This is a genomic window from Bremerella cremea, assembly GCF_039541315.1.
GTDB lineage: Bacteria > Planctomycetota > Planctomycetia > Pirellulales > Pirellulaceae > Bremerella > Bremerella cremea.
The window spans coordinates 2,103,759-2,127,523 of the sequence record NZ_BAABFZ010000003.1 but is presented as its reverse complement, the minus strand read 5'-3'; the positions used below and the strand labels follow the sequence as shown (position 1 = coordinate 2,127,523).

Annotated in this window: 17 protein-coding genes; 8 read left to right on the top strand and 9 right to left on the bottom strand. The window is 57.2% G+C overall.

All coding sequences use genetic code 11. The features are described from left to right. Window positions 1-116 precede the first annotated feature (116 nt). Both ABD890_RS10850 and ABD890_RS10845 read left to right on the top strand, forming a co-directional pair. On the top strand, window positions 117-2,978 hold the full coding sequence (locus tag ABD890_RS10850; RefSeq protein ID WP_345088681.1) for a DUF1553 domain-containing protein: 2,862 nt from the start codon (window positions 117-119) through the stop codon (window positions 2,976-2,978). Window positions 2,979-3,036: 58 nt separating this feature from the next. Next, a complete protein-coding gene (locus ABD890_RS10845; protein WP_345088679.1) occupies window positions 3,037-4,488 on the top strand; it encodes a DUF1501 domain-containing protein in 1,452 nt (483 codons plus the stop codon). A 14-nt stretch (window positions 4,489-4,502) separates the two neighbouring features. Here ABD890_RS10845 and ABD890_RS10840 read toward each other — a convergent pair whose 3' ends face one another. Then, window positions 4,503-4,844, bottom strand: a complete 342-nt coding sequence (locus tag ABD890_RS10840) for a DUF4339 domain-containing protein (RefSeq protein WP_345088677.1) — start codon at window positions 4,842-4,844, stop codon at window positions 4,503-4,505. Window positions 4,845-5,192: 348 nt separating this feature from the next. On the opposite strand from ABD890_RS10840, the gene ABD890_RS10835 reads away from it, so the two are divergent. After that, on the top strand, window positions 5,193-6,161 hold the full coding sequence (locus ABD890_RS10835) for an SPASM domain-containing protein (protein WP_345088675.1): 969 nt from the start codon (window positions 5,193-5,195) through the stop codon (window positions 6,159-6,161). An 18-nt stretch (window positions 6,162-6,179) separates the two neighbouring features. On the opposite strand, the gene ABD890_RS10830 is transcribed toward ABD890_RS10835, so the two are convergent. The 5 genes from ABD890_RS10830 to ABD890_RS10810 form a co-directional block, all read right to left on the bottom strand. Next, the gene (locus tag ABD890_RS10830) at window positions 6,180-7,628 is read right to left on the bottom strand and encodes a tetratricopeptide repeat protein (RefSeq protein ID WP_345088673.1); all 1,449 of its coding nucleotides are present in this window, start codon (window positions 7,626-7,628) and stop codon (window positions 6,180-6,182) included. Between the two features lie 114 nt (window positions 7,629-7,742). Then, complete coding sequence (locus ABD890_RS10825) at window positions 7,743-8,132, bottom strand: hypothetical protein (RefSeq protein ID WP_345088671.1); 390 nt, start codon at window positions 8,130-8,132, stop codon at window positions 7,743-7,745. A gap of 19 nt (window positions 8,133-8,151) precedes the next feature. Continuing rightward, window positions 8,152-9,117 carry a DUF1559 family PulG-like putative transporter gene (locus ABD890_RS10820; RefSeq protein WP_345088670.1) on the bottom strand — a complete coding sequence of 322 codons (966 nt, stop codon included), beginning with the start codon at window positions 9,115-9,117 and terminating at the stop codon, window positions 8,152-8,154. A 228-nt stretch (window positions 9,118-9,345) separates the two neighbouring features. After that, the gene (locus ABD890_RS10815; RefSeq protein WP_345088669.1) at window positions 9,346-10,203 is read right to left on the bottom strand and encodes a ThuA domain-containing protein; all 858 of its coding nucleotides are present in this window, start codon (window positions 10,201-10,203) and stop codon (window positions 9,346-9,348) included. 153 nt (window positions 10,204-10,356) lie between these two features. Next, window positions 10,357-11,889: a ThuA domain-containing protein gene (locus ABD890_RS10810; protein ID WP_345088667.1), complete on the bottom strand. Its 1,533-nt coding sequence runs from the start codon at window positions 11,887-11,889 to the stop codon at window positions 10,357-10,359. Window positions 11,890-12,098: 209 nt separating this feature from the next. Between ABD890_RS10810 and ABD890_RS10805 the strand changes: the two genes are divergently transcribed. Beyond that, window positions 12,099-12,641 carry a phosphatidylglycerophosphatase and protein-tyrosine phosphatase 1 family protein gene (locus tag ABD890_RS10805; RefSeq protein WP_345088665.1) on the top strand — a complete coding sequence of 181 codons (543 nt, stop codon included), beginning with the start codon at window positions 12,099-12,101 and terminating at the stop codon, window positions 12,639-12,641. Here ABD890_RS10805 and ABD890_RS10800 read toward each other — a convergent pair. From ABD890_RS10800 to ABD890_RS10790, 3 genes are all read right to left on the bottom strand, one after another. Next, on the bottom strand, window positions 12,638-12,991 hold the full coding sequence (locus tag ABD890_RS10800; RefSeq protein ID WP_345088663.1) for a hypothetical protein: 354 nt from the start codon (window positions 12,989-12,991) through the stop codon (window positions 12,638-12,640). The two genes, ABD890_RS10805 and ABD890_RS10800, sit on opposite strands and share 4 nt — an antisense overlap. 107 nt (window positions 12,992-13,098) lie before the next feature. Then, on the bottom strand, window positions 13,099-13,458 hold the full coding sequence (locus ABD890_RS10795) for a 4a-hydroxytetrahydrobiopterin dehydratase (RefSeq protein ID WP_345088662.1): 360 nt from the start codon (window positions 13,456-13,458) through the stop codon (window positions 13,099-13,101). Between the two features lie 128 nt (window positions 13,459-13,586). Further along, window positions 13,587-15,347 (bottom strand): tetratricopeptide repeat protein, encoded by a 1,761-nt coding sequence (locus ABD890_RS10790; protein ID WP_345088661.1) that lies wholly within the window; start codon window positions 15,345-15,347, stop codon window positions 13,587-13,589. 166 nt (window positions 15,348-15,513) lie between these two features. On the opposite strand from ABD890_RS10790, the gene ABD890_RS10785 reads away from it, so the two are divergent. The 4 genes from ABD890_RS10785 to ABD890_RS10770 all read left to right on the top strand — a co-directional run bounded on the left by ABD890_RS10785 (window position 15,514) and on the right by ABD890_RS10770 (window position 23,735). Then, window positions 15,514-16,809: an outer membrane protein assembly factor BamB family protein gene (locus ABD890_RS10785; protein ID WP_345088659.1), complete on the top strand. Its 1,296-nt coding sequence runs from the start codon at window positions 15,514-15,516 to the stop codon at window positions 16,807-16,809. Window positions 16,810-17,289: 480 nt separating this feature from the next. Then, window positions 17,290-18,594, top strand: a complete 1,305-nt coding sequence (locus ABD890_RS10780; protein ID WP_345088657.1) for a DUF1501 domain-containing protein — start codon at window positions 17,290-17,292, stop codon at window positions 18,592-18,594. Between the two features lie 202 nt (window positions 18,595-18,796). Beyond that, window positions 18,797-21,220 carry a serine protease gene (locus tag ABD890_RS10775; protein WP_345088655.1) on the top strand — a complete coding sequence of 808 codons (2,424 nt, stop codon included), beginning with the start codon at window positions 18,797-18,799 and terminating at the stop codon, window positions 21,218-21,220. 121 nt (window positions 21,221-21,341) lie between these two features. Continuing rightward, window positions 21,342-23,735 carry a DUF1549 and DUF1553 domain-containing protein gene (locus ABD890_RS10770; protein ID WP_345090888.1) on the top strand — a complete coding sequence of 798 codons (2,394 nt, stop codon included), beginning with the start codon at window positions 21,342-21,344 and terminating at the stop codon, window positions 23,733-23,735. Window positions 23,736-23,765: the final 30 nt, after the last annotated feature.

The window sequence follows — 23,765 nt, the reverse complement described above, 5'->3', positions numbered from 1 at the left end:
ATTTGGTGACTCGCGGGAAAGTTGATTGTTGCGGAATCGCCCGATTTGAGAAATAATGCGAGTCGGGCTGATCACTCGCCATTCGAACCCGCCTTTCCCACCTTTCGGTATGTCTCATGAAGACGCTTCTCCATGCTAGTGTGGCGTGTTGCTGCTGGATCGCTGCGGCAACGAGCGCTTTTGCGGCGGAATCAGAAATTGATTTCGGCCGAGACATTCGACCCATCCTCTCGGGCAAGTGCTTTCATTGCCACGGCCCAGACCCCGAATCGCGAGAAGGGGGCCTGCGTCTCGATCTTGAGGACGCCTCACGCGAGGAACTCGATAGCGGCATGATCGCCATCGTTCCGGGCAATGTGGACGAGAGCGAATTGATGGCCCGCGTTCGCACCGACGACGAATCAATGCGGATGCCTCCGCCCGAGATCGGCAAGCAGTTATCGCCTCGCGAGCAAGACCTGCTGACCAAGTGGATTCAGCAAGGAGCGAAGTACGCGCCGCACTGGTCTTTCGTTCCCCCGGTCAAGCATGCAGCTCCAGAGGTGAAGCAAACCGACTGGGCCAAGACGCCACTCGATCGCTTCGTGCTGCATCGCCTGGAACAAGAAGGTCTCGTCCCGAACGACGAGGCGGATCGATATACGCTGGCTCGTCGTGCTTCGTTCGCGCTGACTGGTTTGCCGCTGTCGATCGAAGAGACCGATGCCTTCATCAACGATCCTTCGCCCGACGCCTATGAAAAACTGGTTGATCGCCTGCTGGCCGATCCCGCTTATGGCGAACGCTGGGGCCGCGTCTGGCTTGATATTGCCCGATACGCCGATTCGATGGGATATGAGAAAGACAGCCCGCGCACGATTTGGCCTTATCGCGACTGGGTGATCCGTGCGATCAACGAGAACATGCCGTTCGATCAGTTCTCGATCGAGCAGTTGGCGGGCGACTTGCTGCCGGAGCCGACCCAAGACCAACGCATCGCAACGGCCTTTCATCGCAACACGATGACCAATACCGAAGGGGGCACCAACGACGAAGAGTTCCGCAATGCGGCCGTCGTCGATCGCGTGAACACGACCATTAAGGCCTGGATGGGGCTGACGATGGAATGTGCCCAGTGCCATACGCACAAATACGATCCGATCACGCAGAAGGAATACTTCGAGTTCTTCGCGATCTTCAACCAGACCGAAGACGCCGATCGCGGCGACGAAGCACCGCTGTCCAAATGGTTCACCACGCAGCAGCAAGCTCAGCAAGCCAGTTTGAAATCGCAATTGGAAGAAGCCCAGGCCAAGCTGCAGCAGATGCTGGAAGCTTCGACCGAGATCGCGCTTCAGACCAATCAGCCCAACATCGGCCGCTTTGTCCGGGTCGAAAACGTCGCCGACAGTGCGTTTCTGCACATCGCTGAGGTCCAGGTCTTCAGCGGCCAAGAGAACCTGGCGATGAAGGGGAAGGCAACCCAAAGCAGTGTCGACTATGACGGACCTGCGGGCCTTGCGATCGATGGCAACACCAATGGCGACTACGCCGGTGCTAAGAGCACGACCCACACAAAGCAAGAGAAAAACCCTTGGTGGGAAGTCGACCTGGGCGGCACGACCACCATCGACAAAGTGGTGGTTTGGAATCGAACCGACGGGGCTCTCTTCAATCGGATGAAGACCTGCCGGGTCGTTATCCTGGACGAAAATCGCAATCCGGTGTGGGCAGGTCGACTCGATTCGCCATTCAATCCGAGCGCCGAGTTCATTCCGCCGAAGACCATCGACGCCATGGACCCTCAGGCCCGGACCGAACTGGCGACTTATCTGAAGGGGAACTCGCCGGAACTTGAGAAGCAGAAGGCGCGGATCGCCAATTTGCAGAAGAAGCTCGACGGAATCAAGCCGACCACCACGCCGGTGATGGTGGAACTGCCGGCCGACAAGCATCGCAAAACGTTCATTCAGCTTCGCGGAAGTTATCAGGCCGAAGGGGACGAAGTCGGACCCCAGGTGCTCGGCAGCTTCCATGCGCGGCCGCCGCAGAAGAAAGTCGATCGTCTGGCGATGGCCGAGTGGCTGATCGATTCCAGCAATCCGCTGACGGCCCGCGTGGTCGTGAATCGCCATTGGGAACAGCTCTTTGGGATCGGTATCGTCGAGACCAGCGAAGATTTTGGATCGCAAGGCGAACTGCCAACCCATCCACAGCTTCTCGATACGCTGGCGGTCGAACTGATGGAGCATCAATGGGACACCAAGTGGCTGGTCAAGCAGCTTGTTATGAGCCAGGCCTTCCGTCAGTCGGCGACCGCAACGCCTGAGAAGCTGGCCAAGGACTCGCGGAACCAGCTTGTTTCGCGCGGCCCTCGCATTCGGCTCTCGGCGGAAATGGTCCGTGACCAGGCATTGGCTGTGAGTGGTTTGCTGAGCGATAAGATGTTCGGCCCGCCGGTTCATCCACCTCGGCCGAACCTTGGTTTGAACTCTGCCTTCGGCGGTTCGACCGACTGGAAAGACAGCACCGGCGAAGACCGTTATCGGCGCGGCATTTATACGATGTGGCGACGCACGACCCCTTATCCATCGATGGCAACATTCGACGCACCAAGCCGCGAAGTCTGCACCGTACGTCGGATCACGACCAACACACCCTTGCAGGCACTCGTCACGCTGAACGATCCGGTCTACATCGAAGCCGCCCAGGCCCTCGGTCGTGTTGCCTGGCAGCAGCCAGATATGACCATCGATCAAAAGATTGAATATGCGTTCCGCCGCGTGCTGGGACGCCATCCCAGCGAGCAAGAGATCGCTCGCTTGCATCAACTGCTGGAAGAAGTGCAGCAGCAGTATGCCGCCATTCCTGACGAGGCCGCGAAGATTGCCACGCAGCCGCTGGGGCCTCTGCCAGAAGGGGCCGTCGTCGAAGAGATGGCCGCGTGGACCATCCTCGGGAATGTGCTGTTGAACCTGGACGAAACGCTGAACCGCTAGGCGTTTCGTTCCGCTTGCCTTTCGATCGATCCTATCGCTTTCACGAAGAGATCCCACGATGAATCCAATGCATCGCCCGCTGCAAAACATCACCCGCCGCTACTTCCTGTCGCAGTGCCAGACTGGAATCGGCGGCATGGCGTTGGGGTCGCTCTTAGGTGGCTCGGCGTTGGGTTCAGAAGCGAGCACGGCTGGTTCGATCCTGCCGGCGCGGACTCACTTTCCCGCCAAAGCGAAGTCGGTCATCTATCTGCACATGACGGGTTCTCCGCCGAACCTCGACTTGTTCGACTACAAGCCGGAACTAGTCAAACATAACGACCAGGATTGCCCGGCCGAATTTCTGGAAGGGAAAGAGTTCGCGTTCACCAAAGGAACGCCGAAGCTGATGGGAACGCCCCACAAGTTTCGCAAGGTGGGCAAGTCCGGCACATGGATGTCGGACGCATTGGTTCATATGGAAGACATTGTCGACGATGTCTGCTTCATCCATTCGATGAACACCGACCAGTTCAACCATGCTCCGGCCGAACTGTTGCTTTACACCGGATCGCCGCGATTGGGACGGCCTTCGATGGGATCGTGGGTGACCTACGGCCTTGGTTCCGAAAACGAAAACCTGCCCGGCTTCGTGGTGCTCGTTTCCAGCGGAACGAACCCTGCTGGCGGCAACAGCGACTGGGGTAGTGGCTTTCTGCCTTCGGTCTATCAAGGCGTGCAGTGCCGATCGAAAGGGGACCCGGTCCTCTATCTGAATAATCCTGCCGGCATGAGCAAAGAAATGCGTCGACGAACGCTCGATGCCATGAACGACTTGAACGCGATGGAACTGGCCCGCAGCGGAAGCCCTGAAACGGAAACGCGGATCTCGCAGTACGAGCTCGCCTTCCGCATGCAGATGGCTGCCCCCGAGGCAATGGACCTTAGCCAGGAAACCCAGGCCACCCTCGATGCCTATGGCGCGAAGCCGGGCGATTCGAGCCTGGCGAACAACTGCTTGTTGGCACGTCGGCTCGTCGAACGTGGCGTTCGTTTCGTGCAACTGTTCGACTGGGGCTGGGACTTCCACGGCACCAGCAAGGGAACTGGTCTAGGGGATGGCTTGAAAGAGAAGTGTGGCTCGATGGACCAGCCGGTCTCGATGCTGATCAAAGATCTGAAGCAGCGCGGGCTACTCGACGAAACGCTGGTTGTTTGGGGTGGCGAGTTCGGACGAACTCCATTCCGTGAAGGTCGCACCGCTGGCAGCACTGTGCTCGGCCGCGATCACTATCCCGACGTCTTCACGCTTTGGATGGCAGGCGGCGGCATCAAGCCAGGGCATTCGTATGGCGCGAGCGACGAGCTTGGTTTCAAGGTTGCCGAGAACAAGGTGCACATCCACGATCTTCAAGCAACCATTCTGCATTGCCTGGGGATGAATCACGAGCGACTCACCTATCACTACAGCGGTCGCGATTTCCGACTAACCGACGTGCATGGGCATGTGGTGCACGACGTGTTGGCCTAAGCGATCCCTGGGCGTTATTCGTCGGGGCTTTCGGCAACCAGCCCTTTGATGTTGCGGGCATAGATCCAGGTCGAACGTTCGGTCCGGATGTGCGTTTCGCCGGTAATCAGTCCGTCGCGAGCCAGCGTTTTCAGTTCGGACAAACGATACGGTCCCGACTCTTGATACTTCGGCGGAAACTTAACATAGAACTCCGTCAGATCGGGCTTGGCATCCTTCGGCGTTTCTGGAGCACAAACGGGAATCTGCCGTTTTTCTTTGGCCGAGCTCCGTTTCTTCTTTTTGCCTGATTCCAGAAACGGCTTGAGCGTAGGGAATATCTGCCCCAGCTTCTCGTAGATCATTTCAGGCTTCATGTGAAGAGTACCTTTAAAGGATCGCTCGTCTTCTAACGCTCCATCGTTCGTACGACTTGGGCGAAGGTTCGTTCGCAGAAGAAGTGGCTCTTCGTGGAATCTTCACGACCCCTTCACGGATGCTGGCAAGCTAGCACCTACTGGCAGGGTAGGGGGATTGCTATTGCTTCCGATCGGGAAAATGGGAATTATTGCCAGCTACCGCCCCACGGACCGCCAATCGCGCCGCGATTGGTTTTCTCTTCCAACAACCACCGTGCGCTGATGAACGTAGCGGAGGCTCGCCGATGGGGTGGGAGCCACCGATTCCGGTAGCTGGTTTCTGATTCACGAAAGTCGCGTAAGGAAATGACACGTCTGAAATACGATCCTTGGGTATTGGCACTGCATCTGGTCGATGCCAGCGGGACACGGCGCGTCGCGATGTCGACTCAGGTTCTTTCCGAGATCCTGGGGGAAGTCCATCGTGTGGATTCCATGCGTACGGTCCACGTGCGTGGGATCGATTCCGACCCGGGCGAGATCGCCTGCCTGGTCGATCACGGACGGATGATTGCCTTGGCCGGCTTTCCCAAGCGAGTCCTTTTCACGACCGGCGAAGGGATGCTGCGGCAAGAAGTGGAAGAAGTCTTCCGCGCGTTCACCTCGATCGAATTCAGCTTGCCGAAGTCGCTCCGTAACGAGCTGCTTCCATTCCAGAAAAGTGACTCTACGCACCGCGAAGAAGAAATCGAACGTTGGCTGAATACCATCGAGTACTATGCCCGCGTCAAACATACCTGGCAATTGGCTGCCGAACTGACCGTGCGGATCCCCCCAGGTAACCTGGCAATCGATCTGTCGGACCGGCTCGACCGGCTGGCCTGGCGAATGTCGTTTCGCGTGCAACGAACCGGTGGAGCGAGTGCGTTCAATCTCGAGCAGCAGCAAGCCGAGTATGGCATGAAGCTGTGCGAAGAGCCTTATCGCGTGATGACCTTCAGCGCGTGCGGCCAGATGACGGCATGTAGTGGCGACCAGCGACAACGCGTTTACTTCGGTAGCCTGGAAGAAGATACACTGCGAGGGATTTGGGAAAGCAACTCCATGGAGTCGTGGCGACGCAATCGAACCGATGGCCAATGCCAGGGATGCCCAGGCCTGGGAACAACGCTGCGGCGACCTTCGCTGATTGGCGTGTACGATTCGGTCGGCGAGCAACGGTTCCATGAGTATCCGCAGCAGCAACTACGAAAGATCGCCGAGCAGACCGAGCAGCAGAGTGCCTCGCGAAACAGCTCCAGCGATTTCTTCCGTGCCCCACGCAAAGCGTCGTAGGACGAAGGTCGCGGAAGGCTAAGGTTTCACTTCCAGCGATTTCACTCGCTGTAGATCGCGATGAGCCTCGCGAAACTGATTCAGCTCCACCAGCACGCGGGCGCGATGTCGATAGGCATCGACGTGGTCGGACTGAATCGCGATCACCTGGCTGAAGTCGCTGAGGGCATCTTCCTTTCGCGAAAGCGCCTCCCGCAATAGCCCACGCTCGTAATACGAGGCGGCGTCTTGCGGATTGATCTGCACCGCCATCGTGTAATCCGCCAAAGCCAGATCCGGCTTTCGCTGAACCTTGAAAAGAAAGGCCCGATCGCGATACGCCGCCGCCAGCCGAGGATCGCGCTCGATGGCTTGGCCATAGTCGGCAATCGCTTCCTCGAGTTGCCCCAGGTGACGTTCGCTCCAACCTCTCAGGAAAAAGGTGGTCGCCATCGGCTGCTGCTTGATCGCGGTATCGAAGTCTTGAATCGCATCTTGATAGTTCTGATTCAGCACGTGAAGGTAACCACGGTTATGAATCAGCGTCGTATCTTCGGGATCGAACTCGATGCCGGCGGTTAGCGCCTCGATCATGCTCGACACGCCGCGACCGGTATCGAGCTGCTTGCGTTCTGGCCCGTGAGGATGCACGAAGAGGGAGTCCGTTTCGATAGCTCTCTCCAGATCGCTCTTCGCCTGATCGATGTTGCCAAGTGCACGCTGGGCCTGGGACCGATGCTTCCAGGCCAGGACCATCTTCGGTTGCAATCGAATTGCCAGGCTGAAGTCAGCGATCGCCTTGGCTGGCATATTCTGCCGCTGCCAGGTGAGCCCACGAACGTAAGGGAAACGTGGATCGGTCGGGTCGTTTTCGATGGCGGCCGTTTGATCGGCAATCGCTTGCTCAAACTTTCCTTCGCTCGCGTAGATCAGCCCGCGATACGCTAAGGCCAGCTTTTGCTGCGGATCGTTGGCGATGGCCTGATCCCAATCGTGTTTGGCTTCGGCTCGTTTCCCTTGGCGGAAATGAAGATAGCCTCGCGCCGCCAACGCTTCTGCCAGCTTCGGATTGCGTTCGAGTGCCGCATCGAGATCGGCTTCTGCCAACGCCCAGTTTCCCAGACGCTTGTGGACCTTGGCCCGATGCAGGTAAGGCTCGGCAGTGTTGGGGTTGGCCTGGATCGCCGCCGAGAAAGGCTCGACAGCTTTGGTATCGAGAGGCGTCACCGATGAAGATGGAAGCCAGCCAACGCGTTGACGGGTTCGGACCTGGGTATGTTCGCGATGCGTCGTATGCAGGTCGACAACGTCGCCAGGGGCCAGCGTTATTAGTGGCTGGTCGGTCGCGTGATGCGGAGGCGTAGTCGCCCATAGAGCTGTTTTGTGCAGAACGACCTGTCGAGATTCGATGGCCGGTGGAGCTGCCTTCACGGGGAGAGGTTGCCCGAGAGCGAATAGGATCAAGATGCCCGGCAACTTCCAAGCCATGCGAACGGTCAGCCTCACTCAAGTCGATTCGATTGCGAAGGTACGCGGCCATTGTAGCCAGCGAATCGAAATCGATTATTAAGACTTGGTGAGGCTTTGGCGTTCTCGCAGGTGTTATTTGCCTGGGATGTTGAAGTCGAGCGTCGAGTCTTCTTTGGGAAGCGTGACCGCTTCGCCGTAAGGAAGGAAGAGGCTGACGCCCAGGTCGCTTTCGGAGTTCGCTTTGCCGTCGTAGCCGACGATCCGGACGCCATAGGCACCACCCAACACCCCTTTGCCAGGTTGCGTCTCGTAGTGTCCGTCTTCGATTTTGACGATCGTGCCGGGGCCGCTGTTGCCAGCACGCGAGTTCGGGGTGAACTGAATCTCACCAGCCGGGACCGGTTGGCCTTGGTAGGTGACCGTTCCGGCGAGATGGAATCGCTCGATCCCGTCACCTGCGCTGCAGCCAAGTAGCAACAGCAAGCCGATCAGGCCGATCGAAAAGGCAGCAAGGTTCTTCATCGTGGACATCCTTTCCCCATTAGTTGCGGTTGAAGCCGCTGATCGGCAAGCCGTCGTTGCGGATTGCCAGTTGGCTATACATTTGGGTGTCCATCGTTTCGACGAAGAACTGCACCGACGCGTCGCTCATCATCATTTCGCAGCCGCCCGGATGGTAACTACCGAAGCAGCGTGCTTGCGTGCTGTGAGTGGCGTCGGTCAACGAATTGATCGGAGCGATCGCGCTGGCCAGCGTGGCAGGGAAGCCCCACAGGTTGTTCACGTTGGCGCTGCTGGCCCAACCGAAGTTCTTGCCGTCGGCTCGGTTGTGGGTCTGGTAACGGCTTTCGCCCACCATCACCACGTTGGTCGTCCCATCGATCGCATCGCGGAACTGCACGGCGGAATGGAAGTAGAGCATCCCGTTGGTATCGTTACCACGCAGAGGATCGCTGCTGGCGCGGCATTGGAAGTCGTAGGTATTCGACGACGAGTTGAACACGCCGCCACCCATCACGCCCATGTAGCACAGCAGGTTCGGCTGTTCCGAAACGCGTGGGTCGGAAGGACATTGATAGATCGACAAAGGAATCTGCCAGGCAGCCTGGTTCGCAGTGCTGCCGGCACCATCGACCGGATTCATCGTGAACTTCTGCGAGAAGTTGAATTGATCGTGCAATGCGCTCTGTTCGAGGAACGGAAGCAGCATCACGGTCCACGGGGCGAACGCATTGTTATCGCCGGAGTTACTCCAGCAAGTTCCGCTCGAAGCAGGTGGAGTCGTACGGTTGGAGATGTAACCGGAGGGGAAGCTACCAAACGTATCGTGGTAGTTATGCAGACCAAGCCCAAGGTTCTTCAGGTTGTTCGTGCAGCTCATCCGGCGAGCCGCTTCACGCGCTTGCTGAACGGCCGGCAGAAGCAAAGCGATCAACACGCCGATAATGGCGATCACGACAAGCAATTCCACGAGCGTAAACCCGCGGCGGCGGACAGAAGAAAGCATGGGGGCACCTTGGGGAATTCAGGGCGACAGGTAGGGCGAAAAGAAAAATCCGCGCTAAATAATCATAAATGACCAGGTGATGCGGATCTAGCCGAAAGTGGCATGTAGCGGAGCGAGTATTTCCCTAGAGGGGGATGCCGATCGGCCGAGCCCCAAAAAAATGGCTACGCGCCGAAGGGCGGTAGCCATCAAGGTTTTCAGAGGAAATTAGCAAAACGCTTCTGCCAATTACTTGGCAGGCGTTGGCTTCTTATCCTTGTCTGGGTTTGGCGTGCTGAGATCGATCTCTTGCTTGCCGGTGCCCTCGAAACCAGCCTTGGGGGTGCCATCTTCGTTCAGGCCATCGACCGTCCAAAGCACACCGCGAGCAACCAGTCCGAGCCAGTCGTCGTTGTTCATCGTTTCGTTGTAGTGACCCAGCGTCGTCGAGAAGGTCTTGGTGCCCTTGTACTCGTTGGTCCAGATCACGACGTGATCCTTCTTGGTGTCGACGCCATAGGCCTTGGCCAGCGGCGTCGCGGAATCCCAGGTCTTCTCGATCTTGTAGAGCTCGCCTCGTTCGACCTTCCAGTTTTGTGGGAAGCCCTTCATGATCGGGTGATCCGATTCAAGCGTGACGACGTCGAGCGGATGCTTGCCTTCGTGACTGGTCGAACGCTGGCCGATCAACTTGCGCCACTCGTCGGTCTTGGCGTTGCGATAGCTGTGCATCGAGCAGTGAATGAAGATCGCCGGAATCTTGTTCTCGGTGTGGGCCGCCACGATGCCTTCGATGAAGTCGACATCGGTCACGCCGCCATAGCATTCGTTATGCACCACAATGTCGTACGGCTTGATCCAGTCGTGGTTTTGATAGACCGGCACTTGGATGTTGCGGTCTTCGCCAGCCAGGGCGACATCCCAGTCGATGCTGACGCGTTGGCTCAGTCCCTGGGTGATGATCTTGATTTGGTTGGGGTAGTCGTGGCAGCAACCGCCGGTAATCAGCAGTCCTTTCAGCTTGGCCTTTTCTTCTGCCAGCGAAGGAGCCGCCAGGCAGGCGACAAACAGCAGTATCAGCAATGGACGAATGAGACGATGAGGCATGATGGGAATTCCTTGTGATCGGATCGGGGGCAGGGGGAAAGAGAGCCACGGGTTACCTGGGTCGGCACAGCTTGTCCATTGCCTTGGATGCGAACTCCAAGGCAGGGCAGCGTGCGGACTCAGGTAGCCCGTGGCGGCTCTTAAAGGATCTTCTTACTTGGCGGCGCTGGGGGCGGTAGCGCCGTCGATGTCACCCAGAGCGAACTGGATACCATCGAGATAGAACTGCAGCATCTGCGGGTTCCAATAGATCTCTTCGCGATGTCCCAGCGAACTGTAGAACACGCGACCATCGCCCCATTTGCGGACCCACGACACGGCGAAGTCGTTGTCTTTGCGATGGATGCCTTTTTTGTCCATGTTCGTGTTCTCGACGTCCAGCGAAAGCAGCACGTGCAAGGCTTCACGCGAGTAAGGATCGCGGAACTGGTAGATTTCGTCGACGATGGTGAAGTTCTCGCCCCCGAAAGCATTCATCAGCGGGTGTTCGCGGTCGTCGATCTTGATGCCGACTTTTTCGTGCCATGGGTGACCATGGAAGTAACCGCCGATCAGCTTGCCGAAGTCTTCCCAGTGATAGTTGGCATCGCTGGCCGCATGGAAACCGACCAGGCCTTTGCCATTGCTGACGAAATCGAGCAGGCTCTTGCGGAACATCTCTTCCGCTTCTTCCTTGCTCATCTTCTTGCCGGCGGCGGCCAGCTTGGCGATGTCTTCGTCGCGTGGCTTGATCCAAGAACCCGTCGTGTTGACCATGACGATCGCATCGTAGTCCTTCAGCGTTTCAGGATCGAGCAGCGTCAGGTCGTTGGTGATGTGGGCATCGAAAGCACCGGTCTTTTCACCCAGCATCTTCACAGCCATGGCACCAACCGGAATCGAGCTGTGGCGGAAGCCGTCGTAACGAGTGAAGACCAGCACGTTGTGCTTTTCTTTCGGTTCGACGCGTGGCTTCTCGGGCAGGGCGGCTTCGATCTTCGACAACTGATCTGGAGTGACCAGTTCGCGAATGTAGATGTTGCGGAAGTAAAGCGTGTTGCCGTGGTTCTGCAGTTCGATCTGGCCACTGCGATAGATCGGCTTGTCGCGTTCCCAGTAGTTTTCCAGCACAACGTCGTCGGTCACCAGCTTGCCGTTCAGCTTGACCGTAACGCGGTCGCCGATCATGCGAATGTAGAAGGTGTTCCATTCGCCAATCGGATTGTCGGCGGTAACCAGCGGTTCGCTAGGATTCTTCTGGTTGTTGTACAAACCGCCCGAGCCAACGCCCTTGGGGTTTGGACCTTTGTTCGATGGATCCCAGATCTGAATCTGCGGAGCACCACGAACGTAGATACCGCTGTCACCAGCTTCTTTGATTTTGAAGTCGACGTACATCTCGAAGTCGGCGTAGTCCTTGGCAGTGCAGAGGCTTTGCCCCTTGCCGTCGAACACCAGCACGCCATCTTCAATGTTCCAATGCGCATGCATCGATTCGTCGGCCTTGGCTTGCGCGGCAGCCAGCTCTTCCTGCGACATCGCAGCACGCGACTTCGGGTTGCCGACCAGGCCTTTCCAGCCCGAGAGATCCTTGCCATTGAACAACGCTTTGAAACCATTGGGTGGTTGGTTCAAAGATGGTTCTTCGGCGATTGCGAACGTGACCATGCTCAGCAGCAGGCCAAAACTACACACCAGGCGCAACATAGACGAGATTCTCCTCAAGAGCGTATTTTGTGGGTGGGAGGGCAAAAAGTTCGCCCATTTCGGTAGGCCGCCTGCCCGAAAGGACTGGGCAGGGTGGGATGGAAGACCGCCAACCATCATAATCGGTGGGAAAGGCCATGGGAATCAATTGATCGCTTCCGATGGCCGAAACCTGCGACTGAAACGAGACCGGTTCCTTTTTGGCCAAGATGAAGCGTTTTTTTCAAAACCTGTACGCGAAATTGATTTACTGGCCGTCGTATGTCTACAACTGGACGATGATTCGTCGTCTGAAGTGGTGGCGATGGTACGACGAGATCGATCCGCATGTCTTTGTCGGCGCGGTTCCGTCGCGCACCATGGCGAAAGACCTGGCGGAAAGTGGGATCGCCGGTGTAATCAATACCTGCCACGAATATGAAGGCCCGCTCGATATCTACCGCGAGCATGGCGTCGAGCAGCTTTATTTGCCAACGGTCGATTTCACGCCCCCGAGTGTCGAGGACATCGACGAAGGGGTCCGATTTATCGAACGCTATGTGGCGGAGGGCAAAGATGTCTATGTCCACTGCAAGGCAGGCCGGGCACGAAGTGCCACCATCGTGCTGTGCTGGTTGATGAAAGCCAAAGGGATGACGCCAGAACAGGCCCAGGTCTATCTGCTGGAAAAACGTCGCCAGGTGTTGCCAACCTTATACCGCCGTCCGGTGGTTCAGTCTTACTATCGCACCCTGAGCGAGACCACGGCTTAAAGGGCCCCGCCCGATGCGTTGGCACTCTCCATGGCATTGAGCACCGGGTGAATCAGGTACTGCGTGCAATAGACCGTCAAAGCGATCGGCAGCACGATGGTAACCCCCAGCGTGATGAACGTGGTCAGCAGTTTCGACCACAGACGATACTTGGGGCTCAGCCAGATCAGCGGCAAGCCCAGCGGACCGAAGGTCAGAATCACGGTCCAGATGATCGCATGGCTGCTCACCACCGTTCGGACGAGCGGTGGCAAGTTGCCCTCAATGGCATGTTCTACCGGCAACTGCGGTGCTGGTCGTACCGCAGGCAGCGTTTGAGGTGCGTCGAGTAATTCGGTGTGCCCAGTCATGAGATTGCCTTCAGACCTAAGATCAGTGCGCAGGGGCCACTGAAAACCTAGGTCATGCTGGGCAGTTGGCAACTCACTTGCCTGGGCAAATAGGCAAGTCGCCCCGGCTACTTCATGTCGATCGGAAGCTGATCGATCTTAGCCGCCAAAATAAAGTCATTCTCGCTCAGTCCACCGATCGCGTGCGTCCACAGTTCGATCGAAACATTGCGATAGCCGGCAATGTGCAGATCTGGGTGATGCCCATCTGACTCGGCGACTTCCGCGACCTGGTTGAAGAACTTCATGCCGGCCATAAAGTTCTTCACGACCCAGTCTTTGCGAATCCGCTGTCCGTCGTGCGTGAGGTACCAGCCTTGCAGGTTGAGAAGCTGATTGTTGGACTCTTCCAGGGTGCATGGATCGACGCCCCCTTCGCACGGCTTGCATTTCTTTTGGGTCAGTTGCTCGCTCGTTTGAATTTCCATCGCGGCTAAGATCCTTTCAAAAAAAAGCCCCGGCGATGTCAGGCCGGGGCAGTGTTATTCGCGTGTGGCCTCTTCAGGTGTCATTCTTGCGAATGACGCGAGCCGAGGCAAACCGTCGCAGGCGAGATTTACGAAACCGGAGCCATGTCTGGGGCTGGGTCTTTCATCTCGGGCTCTTCCGCTTTCTTTTCATCGGCGGCTGGCTTCGCTTCGGCTTCTTTCTTCACCTGGTCGGCGACTTCGGAAGCTGGCCCTGCGATTGTTTCGGTGGGGCCACCTTCCTTGGTGCTTTGCAGTTCCCGCCAGGCTTCGTTCTTTTCGTACGCTTCCAGTTCCTTCTTCAGGTGGTCGCGAATCTCGGCGGCAGCTTCGTCGCCACCGGCAGCTTCGACAGCCTTCTTCGACCACTTACGAGCATCCTCGAAGTTGCCCTTCTCGGCGTGAGCCGCGGCCAAGGTCGAAAGGATGTGGGCTTCGGCGTAATCGGTCGCTTCGCAGGCTTGGACTGCGTACTTCAAGGCTTTGTCGCCATTGCGGACGTTGTCTTGCGTTGAGGTCGAAAGGACCCAGGCCAGGTTATTCAGGATGCCGCCTTCTTCGTCGTCCTGAATCTTCAGGGCTTCTTCGTAAGCAGCGACTGCTTCGGCATGCTTGCCGTACGAGAGGAGGGCGTCACCCTTGCCACGCAGGGCAAGTGCGTTGTCGGGCTGTTCCTTCAGCACGGCGTTGTAGATTTCGACCGATTTGCGAGGACGCTTGTCGGCCTGGTACAAGGCCGCCAGTTGCAGGGCGATCGTTTCGTTCTTGTCGCTCCGCATTTGCAGGGCTTCCAGGTCGCGGATCGCTTCGGAGTACTTGCCTTCCTGGGCGTACAACGTGGCTCGCATCAGCAAGGCCTGCATGTTGCCGGTGTCGACTGCCAAGGCACGTTCGACATCTTGCAGGGCGGCCTTGTAGTCTTCGCGTTCGACATACAAGCTGGCTCGCATCAGTAGGGCAGGGACCGAGCGGGAATCGAGAACCAAAACCTGATCGAGGTCGGTGATCGCTGCATCCAGATTGCCAGCCATCGTCTTGAATTGGGCTCGCAGCAGGTAACCGATGGGGGAGTTCGGATTGGCTTTGACGATCTGATTGACCGCCTTGATCGCTTCGTCAAACTCACCCAGTTGAGCGAACGCACGAGCATAGGCTTGCAGCGAAGTCAGGTCGCCAGGGGCAAGCTGTTCGGTCACGATCTTCAGGTCGGCCAAGGCGTTTTCAAATTTGCCTTGTTCCAGGTACATCAAACCACGGAGGCGATAGGCATCGGCATTATTCGGGTTGGCTTCGATCGCTTTGCTTAGCACATCGATCTGAGCTTCCGGGCCTTTGGCGAAGATCAACGAAACGACCAACGCCTTCGAGTGTTGCTCGCCGGTTCCCTTCAGCAGTTCGACCGCTTTGTTAATGCTCTTCTCGGCTTCTTCCTTGTCGCCGTCTGGCATGATCAACAGGCGAGCCTTCAGCAGGTAGAGCATGCCGACCGAGTCGTCGAACTCTAAACCTTTGTCGACTTCCGCCACGGCGTTGTCGCGAAGCTGCTTCCAGTCTTTACGCTGCTGAGCTTCTTCCAGGATGCCCTTGGCCATCGTTTCCGCACGTTGGTAACGGACCGAGGTGAGTAGCTGCTTGGCGAAGACCTGGTCTTCTTCGTGCAGGCCTTTGTTCAAAGCGGCTTCGCAAAGGTCAGCAACCTTGCCAAGGTCGGCCATGTTTTCGGCATCCAGCTTCAGATCGACTGCCTTGTCGAGATCGGCTTGGCCGGCATAGTCTTCGGCCGCCAGCGGGAGGGTGAAAAGGCCGGTCCAAAGAACGGCTACCGTAAGAAGGAGGAATCGCCCAACCATGGTGTTTTATCTAACTCCGTGAGAACATTGTGTTAGCGGATTCGCGTAGAATGTTATTCTAAGCAATTAGGCAGACCTTGCCACGACGAGAATCCAGGGAATTTATTTCGGTCCGGTAGTTTGCGATAACATCATGTCGAAAATGATTCGACAGGAGAAAAGCAAGATGCGCTATGGTTGGATCTGGATATTGGCAGTTGCACTGCTGCCAGGTTGCCGGCAGGATCCGGTTGAGGAGATCCGTGCGCCGGAAGGATCGCAAACCTCGGATGCGGAGCCGATTTCCCTCCCTCCCCATAGCTGGCCCTGGTGGCGCGGCGAACAGCGCGATGGCGTCGCCCACGGCGAAACAGTCCAGTTCGACTGGACCAGTCAGCCGAATGTCTTATGGGGGGCAAAGATCCAGGGCCTAGGCCACAGCACGCCGATCGTGATTGGCGATAAAGTGCTGATCACCACGGCCGATGAGAAGCTCGAATCGAAGTCGCTGATCTGCTACGAGGCGAGCAGTGGTAAGGTGCTGTGGACCACCAATATCCATCAAGGCGGTTTTATGCGGATTCATCAGAAGAATTCGCAGGCCTCGACCACCCCGGCCAGCGACGGCAAATATGTCTTCACCGCCTTTATCGTGAAGGACTCTTTGTATGTCACGGCGGTCGACCTGAAAGGGCAGGTCGTCTGGCAGAAAGAAGCTGGCCCATTTCGCAGTCAGCATGGTTACGGCAGTTCGCCGATTGTCTACGGATCGCTCGTGATTGTGCTTGGCGACTCGGACGGACCTGGCTTTCTGGCCGCGCTGCGACGGGATACGGGGGACATTGTCTGGCGAGTTTCGAGAGCCAACGAACCAAGCTACGGAACGCCAATTCTCGCGGAAATCGCGGGAAAACCGCAGATTATTGTCGGCGGAACCGGGACCACCAGCAGCTACGATCCTGAAACGGGCGAGCTCATTTGGTCGACGCGCGGAACGGCTCGGACGACGGCCAACACGCCGGCGGTTGCAGGCGACCTGGTGATTTCGACCGGAGGCTATCCGCAAAACGGTTCCCAGGCGATCCAAGGGGATGGTGAAGGAGACGTCACCGATAGCCACATCCAATGGGAGGCCCGCGAACGTATCTATGTCCCTTCGCCGGTGGTGTATGACGGGAAGTTGTATGCGATCAACGATGATGGGATCGGGATTTGTTATGACCTGGCGACGGGGGAGCGTCTCGCGCGGAAGCGAATCGGCGGCAATTTCAGCGCCTCGCTGACGATCTATGGCGATCAGATGTTGGCCCCGGACGAATCAGGTGTCATGCATGTGTTCCATGCTGACCCGGAATTCACAGAAATTGCGCAGTTCCGGCTTGAGGGGACTGGCTTCGCGAGCCCTGTTTTCTCGGATGGTCGGCTGTTTTGGCGGACTTCGACCCATCTTTACTGCCTGGTGCCTCCCTCGCCGGGAGCTTGATTCGCGGGGTTGATGGTGGCCAGGCGAGGTGTTTGCGGCTGCTAGCCTGCAGGCATCACTTAGTTTTTGCCTGATTTGCTTGATGACTCGTGACATCGAAGCGGTCTAAGTCCTTGTTGGGCAATGTGTTAGTCCTGAAATGGACGATCGGGCAAAAACGTCTTTGACGACTATAATTCTTTTGACACGCCTAAGGGCCGCCGTTATATTGACCGATTAATGGGGTAGACCCCTTCCAGCCCAAAGAAGGTTGAATTTCCTGCCCCTACCTGCCTGTATTTGCCTGCCTTTTGAAGATTGCCCATTTTGAGGGCGATCGTTGTTGTTCCTAGTTCGCGTCAACATCCCTTGCGCTTCCCATATCCCGGGGGTCGGACGCGGATCCTTCCATTTTCCTCGATTTCGTTGAAACTTTCCCACGAATCGAGTCATTCCCAATAAGCCGAACACACCCAAAACAATCTGTTGGAGATGGACGTTATGAAGTGCAAGGGGAACCCGCTGAGTCGACGCAATTTCCTGACCGTTGGCGCCGCTGCCGGTTTGGGACTGAGCATGTCCGACATGTTCCGTCTTCAAGAAGCCCAGGCTGAGATCAAGAACTACGACTTCATCGAAGCCAAAGCCAAGAGCGTCATTCACATCTACCTGCCTGGTGGTGCAGCCCAGCAAGAGCTGTGGGATCCTAAGCCTTACTCGCCGATCGAATACCGCGGCGAAATGAAGACGGTCAAAACCAACACCGGCGAATACTTCAGCGAAGCTTTGCCGAAGACCGCTCAGATCGCAGACAAGCTTTGCATCATCCGCTCGATGAGCCATGGTGAAGCGGCCCACGAACGTGGCACGCACAACATGTTCACCGGCTATCGCCCAAGCCCCGCGTTGAAGTTCCCAAGCTTCGGCGCCGTGGTCAGCCACGAATATGGTCCTCGCAAGAACCTGCCTCCTTACGTCTGCATCCCGAACGTTCCGAACGAATACGCCGGTACCGGTTACCTCAGCTCGTCGTTCGCTCCGTTCTCGCTCGGTTCGGATCCTGCCAGCGGTGGCTTTAAGGTTCGTGACTTGAGCCTGCCAGGTGGTGTCGACGAATCGCGTTTCTACCGTCGTCGTTCCGCTTTGGAAGCGGTGAACTCGTACTTCGCTCAGAAGAACGAATCGGACTCGGTAGCCGCCATGGATACCTTCTACGAACGAGCTTACAACCTGATCTCGTCGCCAGATGCTCGCGAAGCATTCAACATCGAAGCCGAAGACGCCAAGGTCCGCGACGAATATGGTCGCAACCAGGCTGGTCAGCGCATGCTGATGGCTCGTCGTCTGGTTCAGTCCGGCGTCCGCATGGTCACGCTGACCTACGGTGGCTGGGACATGCATGCCCGCATCACCGACAGCATCAAGCGTCAAGTTCCTGACTTCGATCAGGCCTACTCGACGCTGATCCGCGACCTGGAACGCAACGGCCTGTTGGATGAAACGCTCGTTATGGTTTCGTCCGAATTCGGTCGTACACCAAAGATCAACAAGGACGCCGGTCGCGATCACTGGCCAAAGGTGTTCAGTGTTGCCCTGGCGGGTGGTGGTCTGAAGAAGGGCTACATCCACGGTGCCTCGAACGCGACTTCCAGCGAACCAGAACTCGACCCAGTCGGGCCAGAAGACCTGGCGACCACCATGTACCACCAGTTGGGTATCGTGGCCGACAAAGAACTGATGGCCCCCGGCGATCGTCCGATCGAAATCGTCGACGGCGGCAAGGTCGTCAAAGAACTGCTGGCTTAAGTTGCCTGATTGCGGTGATGCGAAGACGGAAATCGCTTCGTCTTCGCAGCTCGCCAGTTACAATGAAAACATCGTCGGCCTGAAGTCCATTCAGGCCGATCCCGTCATCCCACCTCCATTCGTGAGCACCCGACCTGCCAGCGGTTGGCTCCGAATTCCCACCCATTCATTTCGACCCCCTTCCAATGGACGCGGTACCCTCATGAAACGCTTCCAGGCCCTCGGTTTGGCTCTCTTGGTCGTCTCGCTGTTTGCAGCAAAGGTCTCCTTCGGGGCCGACCCTAACCTGCAGCGGTTTGACCCCCCAGGCTTCCAGCGCGGAACCGAACTCGAAGTCGTCTTGCGCGGCGATCGCATCGCCGACGCCCAGGATTTGTTGTTCTACGAATCGGGCATCGAGATGAAATCGATGACCGTCGAGAACGATAAGACCGCGAAGGTCACCCTCGCGATCAAGCCGGAGTGCCGCCTCGGCCAGCACGCTTGCCGCCTGCGAACCGCTTCCGGTCTCAGCGACGTCTGTTTGTTCTACGTCGGGGCGATGCCTGAGGTGGAAGAGAAAGAACCCAATAACGACTTCAAAGAACCCCAGGCGGTCGCTATGAACAGCACCGTCAACGGAATCGTCCAGAACGAAGACGTCGATTACTTTGTCGTGGAAGCGAAGAAGGGTGAACGCATCACCGCCGAACTGACCGGTCTGCGTCTCGGTCGTACGTTCTTCGATCCTTACGTCGCCATCCTCAACGAGCAGCGTTTTGAACTTGCCAAGAGCGACGACGAACCCCTCGTTTACCAAGACTGTATCTGCTCGATGCTCGCACCAGAGGATGGCAAGTACATCATCCAGGTTCGCGAAAGCAGCTACGGCGGCAACGGTAACTGCGCTTATCGCTTAAGCATCGGCAACTTCCCACGTCCGCTCGGTATCTTTCCTACGGGCGGTAAGCCTGGCGAAGAAATCGAAGTCACCTGGCTGGGCGATCCATCCGGAACGCAAACCGCCAAGGTGAAGCTGCCGGCAGAAGAAGGTGAGTTCCTCTACTACCCTGAAGACCAGTACGGAATCGCCCCATCCCCCAATCGTTTGTTTGTTTCGAGCTTGCCGACCGCGGTCGAAGCCGAGCCGAACAACGAACGCAAAGAGGCCACGCCGATGGAAGGCCCTGGCATCGCCAGCGGTGTGATCGGTGAAAAGGGGGACGAAGACTTCTTCAAGTTCATGGCCAAGAAGGGGCAAGACTACGAAGTCCGAGTCTACGCTCGCGAAATGCTTCGTTCGTACTTAGACCCAGTCGTCGACGTCTATCGCATGAGCAACGGTCAGCGTCTGCAAGGTAACGACGACTCGAACGGCAACATCGACAGCTACCTGACCGTGAAGGCTCCGGAAGACGAAGAACTGGTCATCCGCGTTCGCGATCACCTCGGTACCGGTGGTCCTTTGAGCGTCTACCGTATCGAAGTCACCCAGAAGACTCCAAAGTTGACCGTCGAGATTCCTGAAGTTCAGCAGTACGTGGCTCGTACGATCAGCGTTCCTCAAGACAACTACATGGCGATCCTGGTTTCGGCCCGTCGCGAAAACTTCGGTAGCGAACTCGCGTTCAGCTTCGATGACATCCCCGAAGGGGTCGAAGTGATCACCTTCCCAATGGCGGAAAACACTAACTTGTTACCAGTCATGCTGAAGGCCAAGCCCGATGCCAAGTTGGCTGGCAAGCTGGTTGATGTCGTCGCCAAGCCAACCAAAGAGGAGCTGAAGCTGGAAGGTCACGTCCGCCAGCGATCCATGCTCGTTCGCGGTCAGAATGCCCGGGACATGTGGGGCCACGATGCCCAGCACATGGCGGTCGCGGTGACCGAGAAGGTGCCTTACAAACTGGAAATCGTCCAGCCAAAAGTGCCCGTTGTTCGCGACGGTAGCATGCAGTTGAAAGTGGTCGCCACCCGTGACGAAGGTTTCGATAGCGAGATCCGACTGCGACTTCTGAACGATCCACCAGGGATCGGTGCTTCCCGTTCGATCAAGATTGAAAAGGGGCAGACCGAAGCCACAATTCCGGTGACCGCCAATGGTGGTGCTCAGATCGGGACGCACAAGATCTGCGTGCTGGGAAGTGCCCCGCACAAGGCAGGCAACGTCGAAGTGTCGACCCCATTTGCCGACCTGGAAGTTGCCGATCGTGTTGTTGATATGGCCTTCAATAAGGCTGCCTGCGAACAGGGTCAGGAAACCAAGATCATCGTCGGCTTGACCCCGAAGCGTGAATTCCCTGGCGATGCGACCGTCCAACTGCTGGGCCTGCCAGCTGGTGTTACCGCCGAACCGATCACGGTGAACAAAGACGCGACGGAAGCGGTCTTCGATGTGAAGGTTGCCAAGGAAGCCAAAGACGGAAAGCATGCCTCGATCGTGGCACGTATCACCGTCACCGAAAACGAAGAGCCAATCATTCAGACCAACGGCAACATCGAACTTCGCGTCGACAAGCCGCTGCCACCGAAAGTTGCAACCGCCAAGCCGAAAGATGAAGGCAAGAAGGCCGAGGCTCCCAAGCCAAAACCAGAACGCCCATTGACTCGCTTGGAACAGTTGCGTCTGGCCAAAGAGCAGGGCGAGTAATTGTTTCTCTGCTGCCTTTCCCGCCACACTTAGATTTCATCCCCCCTCAGGATACACGGCGAAAGCCGAAGGAGAGCCACCCGTGACACGTAACGGAATCGCTCGTTGGACGATTAGCGGAATGCTGCTTTGCCTGGTGGCATCGACCGCCCAGGCCGAGACCGCAATCCGCAAGATTGATGTCTATCCTTCCTCGATCGAATTGCTCACAAAGCGTGACTCGCAGCACTACGTCGTGGTCGCTACCCGCGACGATGACGTCACGCTCGATGTCACCGCCCAGGCCACCGTTGCCTTGGCCGAAGAAGGCAAGGTCAAGCGTGAAGGCAATCTGCTTTTGCCAGTCGCCGACGGCGAAACGATGCTCAAGGTGGAATACGCCGGGCACAAAGTCGAGGTGCCTGTGAAGGTAGAAAAGGCCACTGAAGAACGACCCGTCAGCTTCCACTTGGATGTCATGTCGGTCTTCATGCGAGCGGGCTGTAATACCGGTAGCTGCCATGGTGCCGCTCGCGGTAAAGATGGCTTCCGCTTGTCGCTGTTCGGTTTCGATCCAGCTGGCGACTACTTCCGCGTGACACGCGAGCAGGCCACTCGCCGCGTGAATCTGGCCGATCCTGAATCGAGCCTCCTGATCGAGAAGGCAATCGGCAGCGTGCCGCACACCGGTGGTAAGTTGTTTGAAAAGGACTCCGACTACTACGCCACGCTGCTGCGTTGGTTGGAAACGGGTGCTCAGCCAGACCAAGGCGAAGTGCCACGTTGTAACAAGATCGAGATCTATCCACCCAAAGCCGTTCTCGAAGGAGAAGGGGCTCAGCAGGCGTTTATCGTCAAAGCGTTCTACGCCGACGGCACGACCCGCGATGTGACCGACCTGACGGTCTTCCAATCGAACAACGATAACTCGGCCCCGATCGACCAGAATGGTCTTTGCACTGCCTCGAAGCGTGGCGAAGCATTCGTGATGGCTCGTTTCGACACGCATACCGTCGGGAGCCAGGTAATCGTGCTGCCGAAAGACTTGCAGTACGAGAAGCCTCAAGTCGCCGGTAATTACATCGACGAGTTGGTCGGTGCCAAGCTGCACAAGCTGCGTATCGTGCCAAGTGAAATGTGCACCGACGAAGAGTTCCTGCGTCGTGCGACGGTCGATATCACCGGCCTGCTGCCAACCGAAGAAGAGTACACCACCTTCATGGCCGACACCTCAGGTGACAAGCGAGCCAAGTTGGTTGATCGTCTGCTGGAACGCAAAGAGTTCTCAGAAATCTGGGCGATGCGTTGGGCTGAACTGCTCATGATCAAGAGCACCAACAACGTCAGCGAGAAGTCGGCATTCCTCTACAACAGTTGGTTGACCGATCAGATCTCGAACGACGTTCCGCTCGATCAAATGGTTCGCGAACTGCTATCCGCTTCCGGCGGTACCTTCAGCAACCCAGCGACCAACTACTACGAAATCGAACGCGATACGCTGAAGACGGCCGAAAATGTGGCCCAGGTCTTCATGGGTCTGCGAACGCAGTGTGCCCAGTGTCATAACCATCCGTTCGATCGCTGGACGATGGACGACTACTACGGCTTCGCTGCCTTCTTCGCCCAGATCGGACGTAAGAACACCGAAGACTACCGCGAACGAATCGTCTACGATCGCCGCGGCGGCGACGTCCGTCACCTGGTCGACAACCGCGTGATGCCTCCGAAGTTCCTCGGTGGTGTCGAGCCGAACCTGGAAAATCGCGATCGCCGAGAAGTGTTGGCCGAGTGGCTGACCGCACCTGAGAACCCATACTTCGCCACGAGTGTTGCCAACCGGGTTTGGGCCAGCTTCTTTGGCGTGGGGATCGTCGATCCTGTCGACGACGTCCGGGTGAGTAATCCTGCCAGCAACCCCGAGCTCTACCAGAAGCTGGGCGACAAGCTGATTGAGTACAACTACGACTTTAAGAAGCTCGTCCGAGACATCTGTGCTTCGCAGGCCTATCAGCGAACCACGGTGCCGAACGACAGCAACAAGACCGACACCAAGAACTTTGCCTACGCTCAGGTTCGTCGCATTCCAGCCGAACAGCTTTTGGATTGCATCAGCCTGGCGACCAATCATGATGAGAAGTTCGGTGGTTTGCCTCTCGGTTCCCGAGCGGTGCAGATTGCCGACGGCAAGACTTCGAGCTACTTCCTGACAACGTTCGGCCGTAGCCAACGTGAAACGGTTTGCAGCTGTGAAGCTTCGACTTCGCCTACCTTGTCCCAGGCCTTGCACATGCTTAATGGCTCGGCCACGCAAGACAAGATCGCCCGCGGCAAGCTGGTCGAAGGCTGGGTGAAGGAAGGTTTGACCGAAGATCAGATCATCGACAAGATCTTCGTCCGCTGCCTGAGCCGTAAGCCAACCAGTGAAGAAAAGGAAAAGCTGGTAGCGGTGATGAAGGAAGAAGAGAACAAGCAGCGAGGATTCGAGGACGTCTTCTGGGCGGTCCTGAACTCGCGTGAGTTCATGTTTAACCACTAACCAGGCCCACTAATTTCGGCCTGATCGGTA

Excerpts from the sequence above, each read along its gene's own strand:
- ABD890_RS10850 (WP_345088681.1), top strand. The coding sequence starts at position 117 with ATGAAGACGCTTCTCCATGCTAGTGTGGCGTGTTGCTGCTGGATCGCT.
- ABD890_RS10845 (WP_345088679.1), top strand. The coding sequence starts at position 3,037 with ATGAATCCAATGCATCGCCCGCTGCAAAACATCACCCGCCGCTACTTC.
- ABD890_RS10840 (WP_345088677.1), bottom strand. The coding sequence starts at position 4,844 with ATGAAGCCTGAAATGATCTACGAGAAGCTGGGGCAGATATTCCCTACG.
- ABD890_RS10835 (WP_345088675.1), top strand. The coding sequence starts at position 5,193 with ATGACACGTCTGAAATACGATCCTTGGGTATTGGCACTGCATCTGGTC.
- ABD890_RS10830 (WP_345088673.1), bottom strand. The coding sequence starts at position 7,628 with ATGGCTTGGAAGTTGCCGGGCATCTTGATCCTATTCGCTCTCGGGCAA.
- ABD890_RS10825 (WP_345088671.1), bottom strand. The coding sequence starts at position 8,132 with ATGAAGAACCTTGCTGCCTTTTCGATCGGCCTGATCGGCTTGCTGTTG.
- ABD890_RS10820 (WP_345088670.1), bottom strand. The coding sequence starts at position 9,117 with ATGCTTTCTTCTGTCCGCCGCCGCGGGTTTACGCTCGTGGAATTGCTT.
- ABD890_RS10815 (WP_345088669.1), bottom strand. The coding sequence starts at position 10,203 with ATGCCTCATCGTCTCATTCGTCCATTGCTGATACTGCTGTTTGTCGCC.
- ABD890_RS10810 (WP_345088667.1), bottom strand. The coding sequence starts at position 11,889 with ATGTTGCGCCTGGTGTGTAGTTTTGGCCTGCTGCTGAGCATGGTCACG.
- ABD890_RS10805 (WP_345088665.1), top strand. The coding sequence starts at position 12,099 with ATGAAGCGTTTTTTTCAAAACCTGTACGCGAAATTGATTTACTGGCCG.
- ABD890_RS10800 (WP_345088663.1), bottom strand. The coding sequence starts at position 12,991 with ATGACTGGGCACACCGAATTACTCGACGCACCTCAAACGCTGCCTGCG.
- ABD890_RS10795 (WP_345088662.1), bottom strand. The coding sequence starts at position 13,458 with ATGGAAATTCAAACGAGCGAGCAACTGACCCAAAAGAAATGCAAGCCG.
- ABD890_RS10790 (WP_345088661.1), bottom strand. The coding sequence starts at position 15,347 with ATGGTTGGGCGATTCCTCCTTCTTACGGTAGCCGTTCTTTGGACCGGC.
- ABD890_RS10785 (WP_345088659.1), top strand. The coding sequence starts at position 15,514 with ATGCGCTATGGTTGGATCTGGATATTGGCAGTTGCACTGCTGCCAGGT.
- ABD890_RS10780 (WP_345088657.1), top strand. The coding sequence starts at position 17,290 with ATGAAGTGCAAGGGGAACCCGCTGAGTCGACGCAATTTCCTGACCGTT.
- ABD890_RS10775 (WP_345088655.1), top strand. The coding sequence starts at position 18,797 with ATGAAACGCTTCCAGGCCCTCGGTTTGGCTCTCTTGGTCGTCTCGCTG.
- ABD890_RS10770 (WP_345090888.1), top strand. The coding sequence starts at position 21,342 with ATGCTGCTTTGCCTGGTGGCATCGACCGCCCAGGCCGAGACCGCAATC.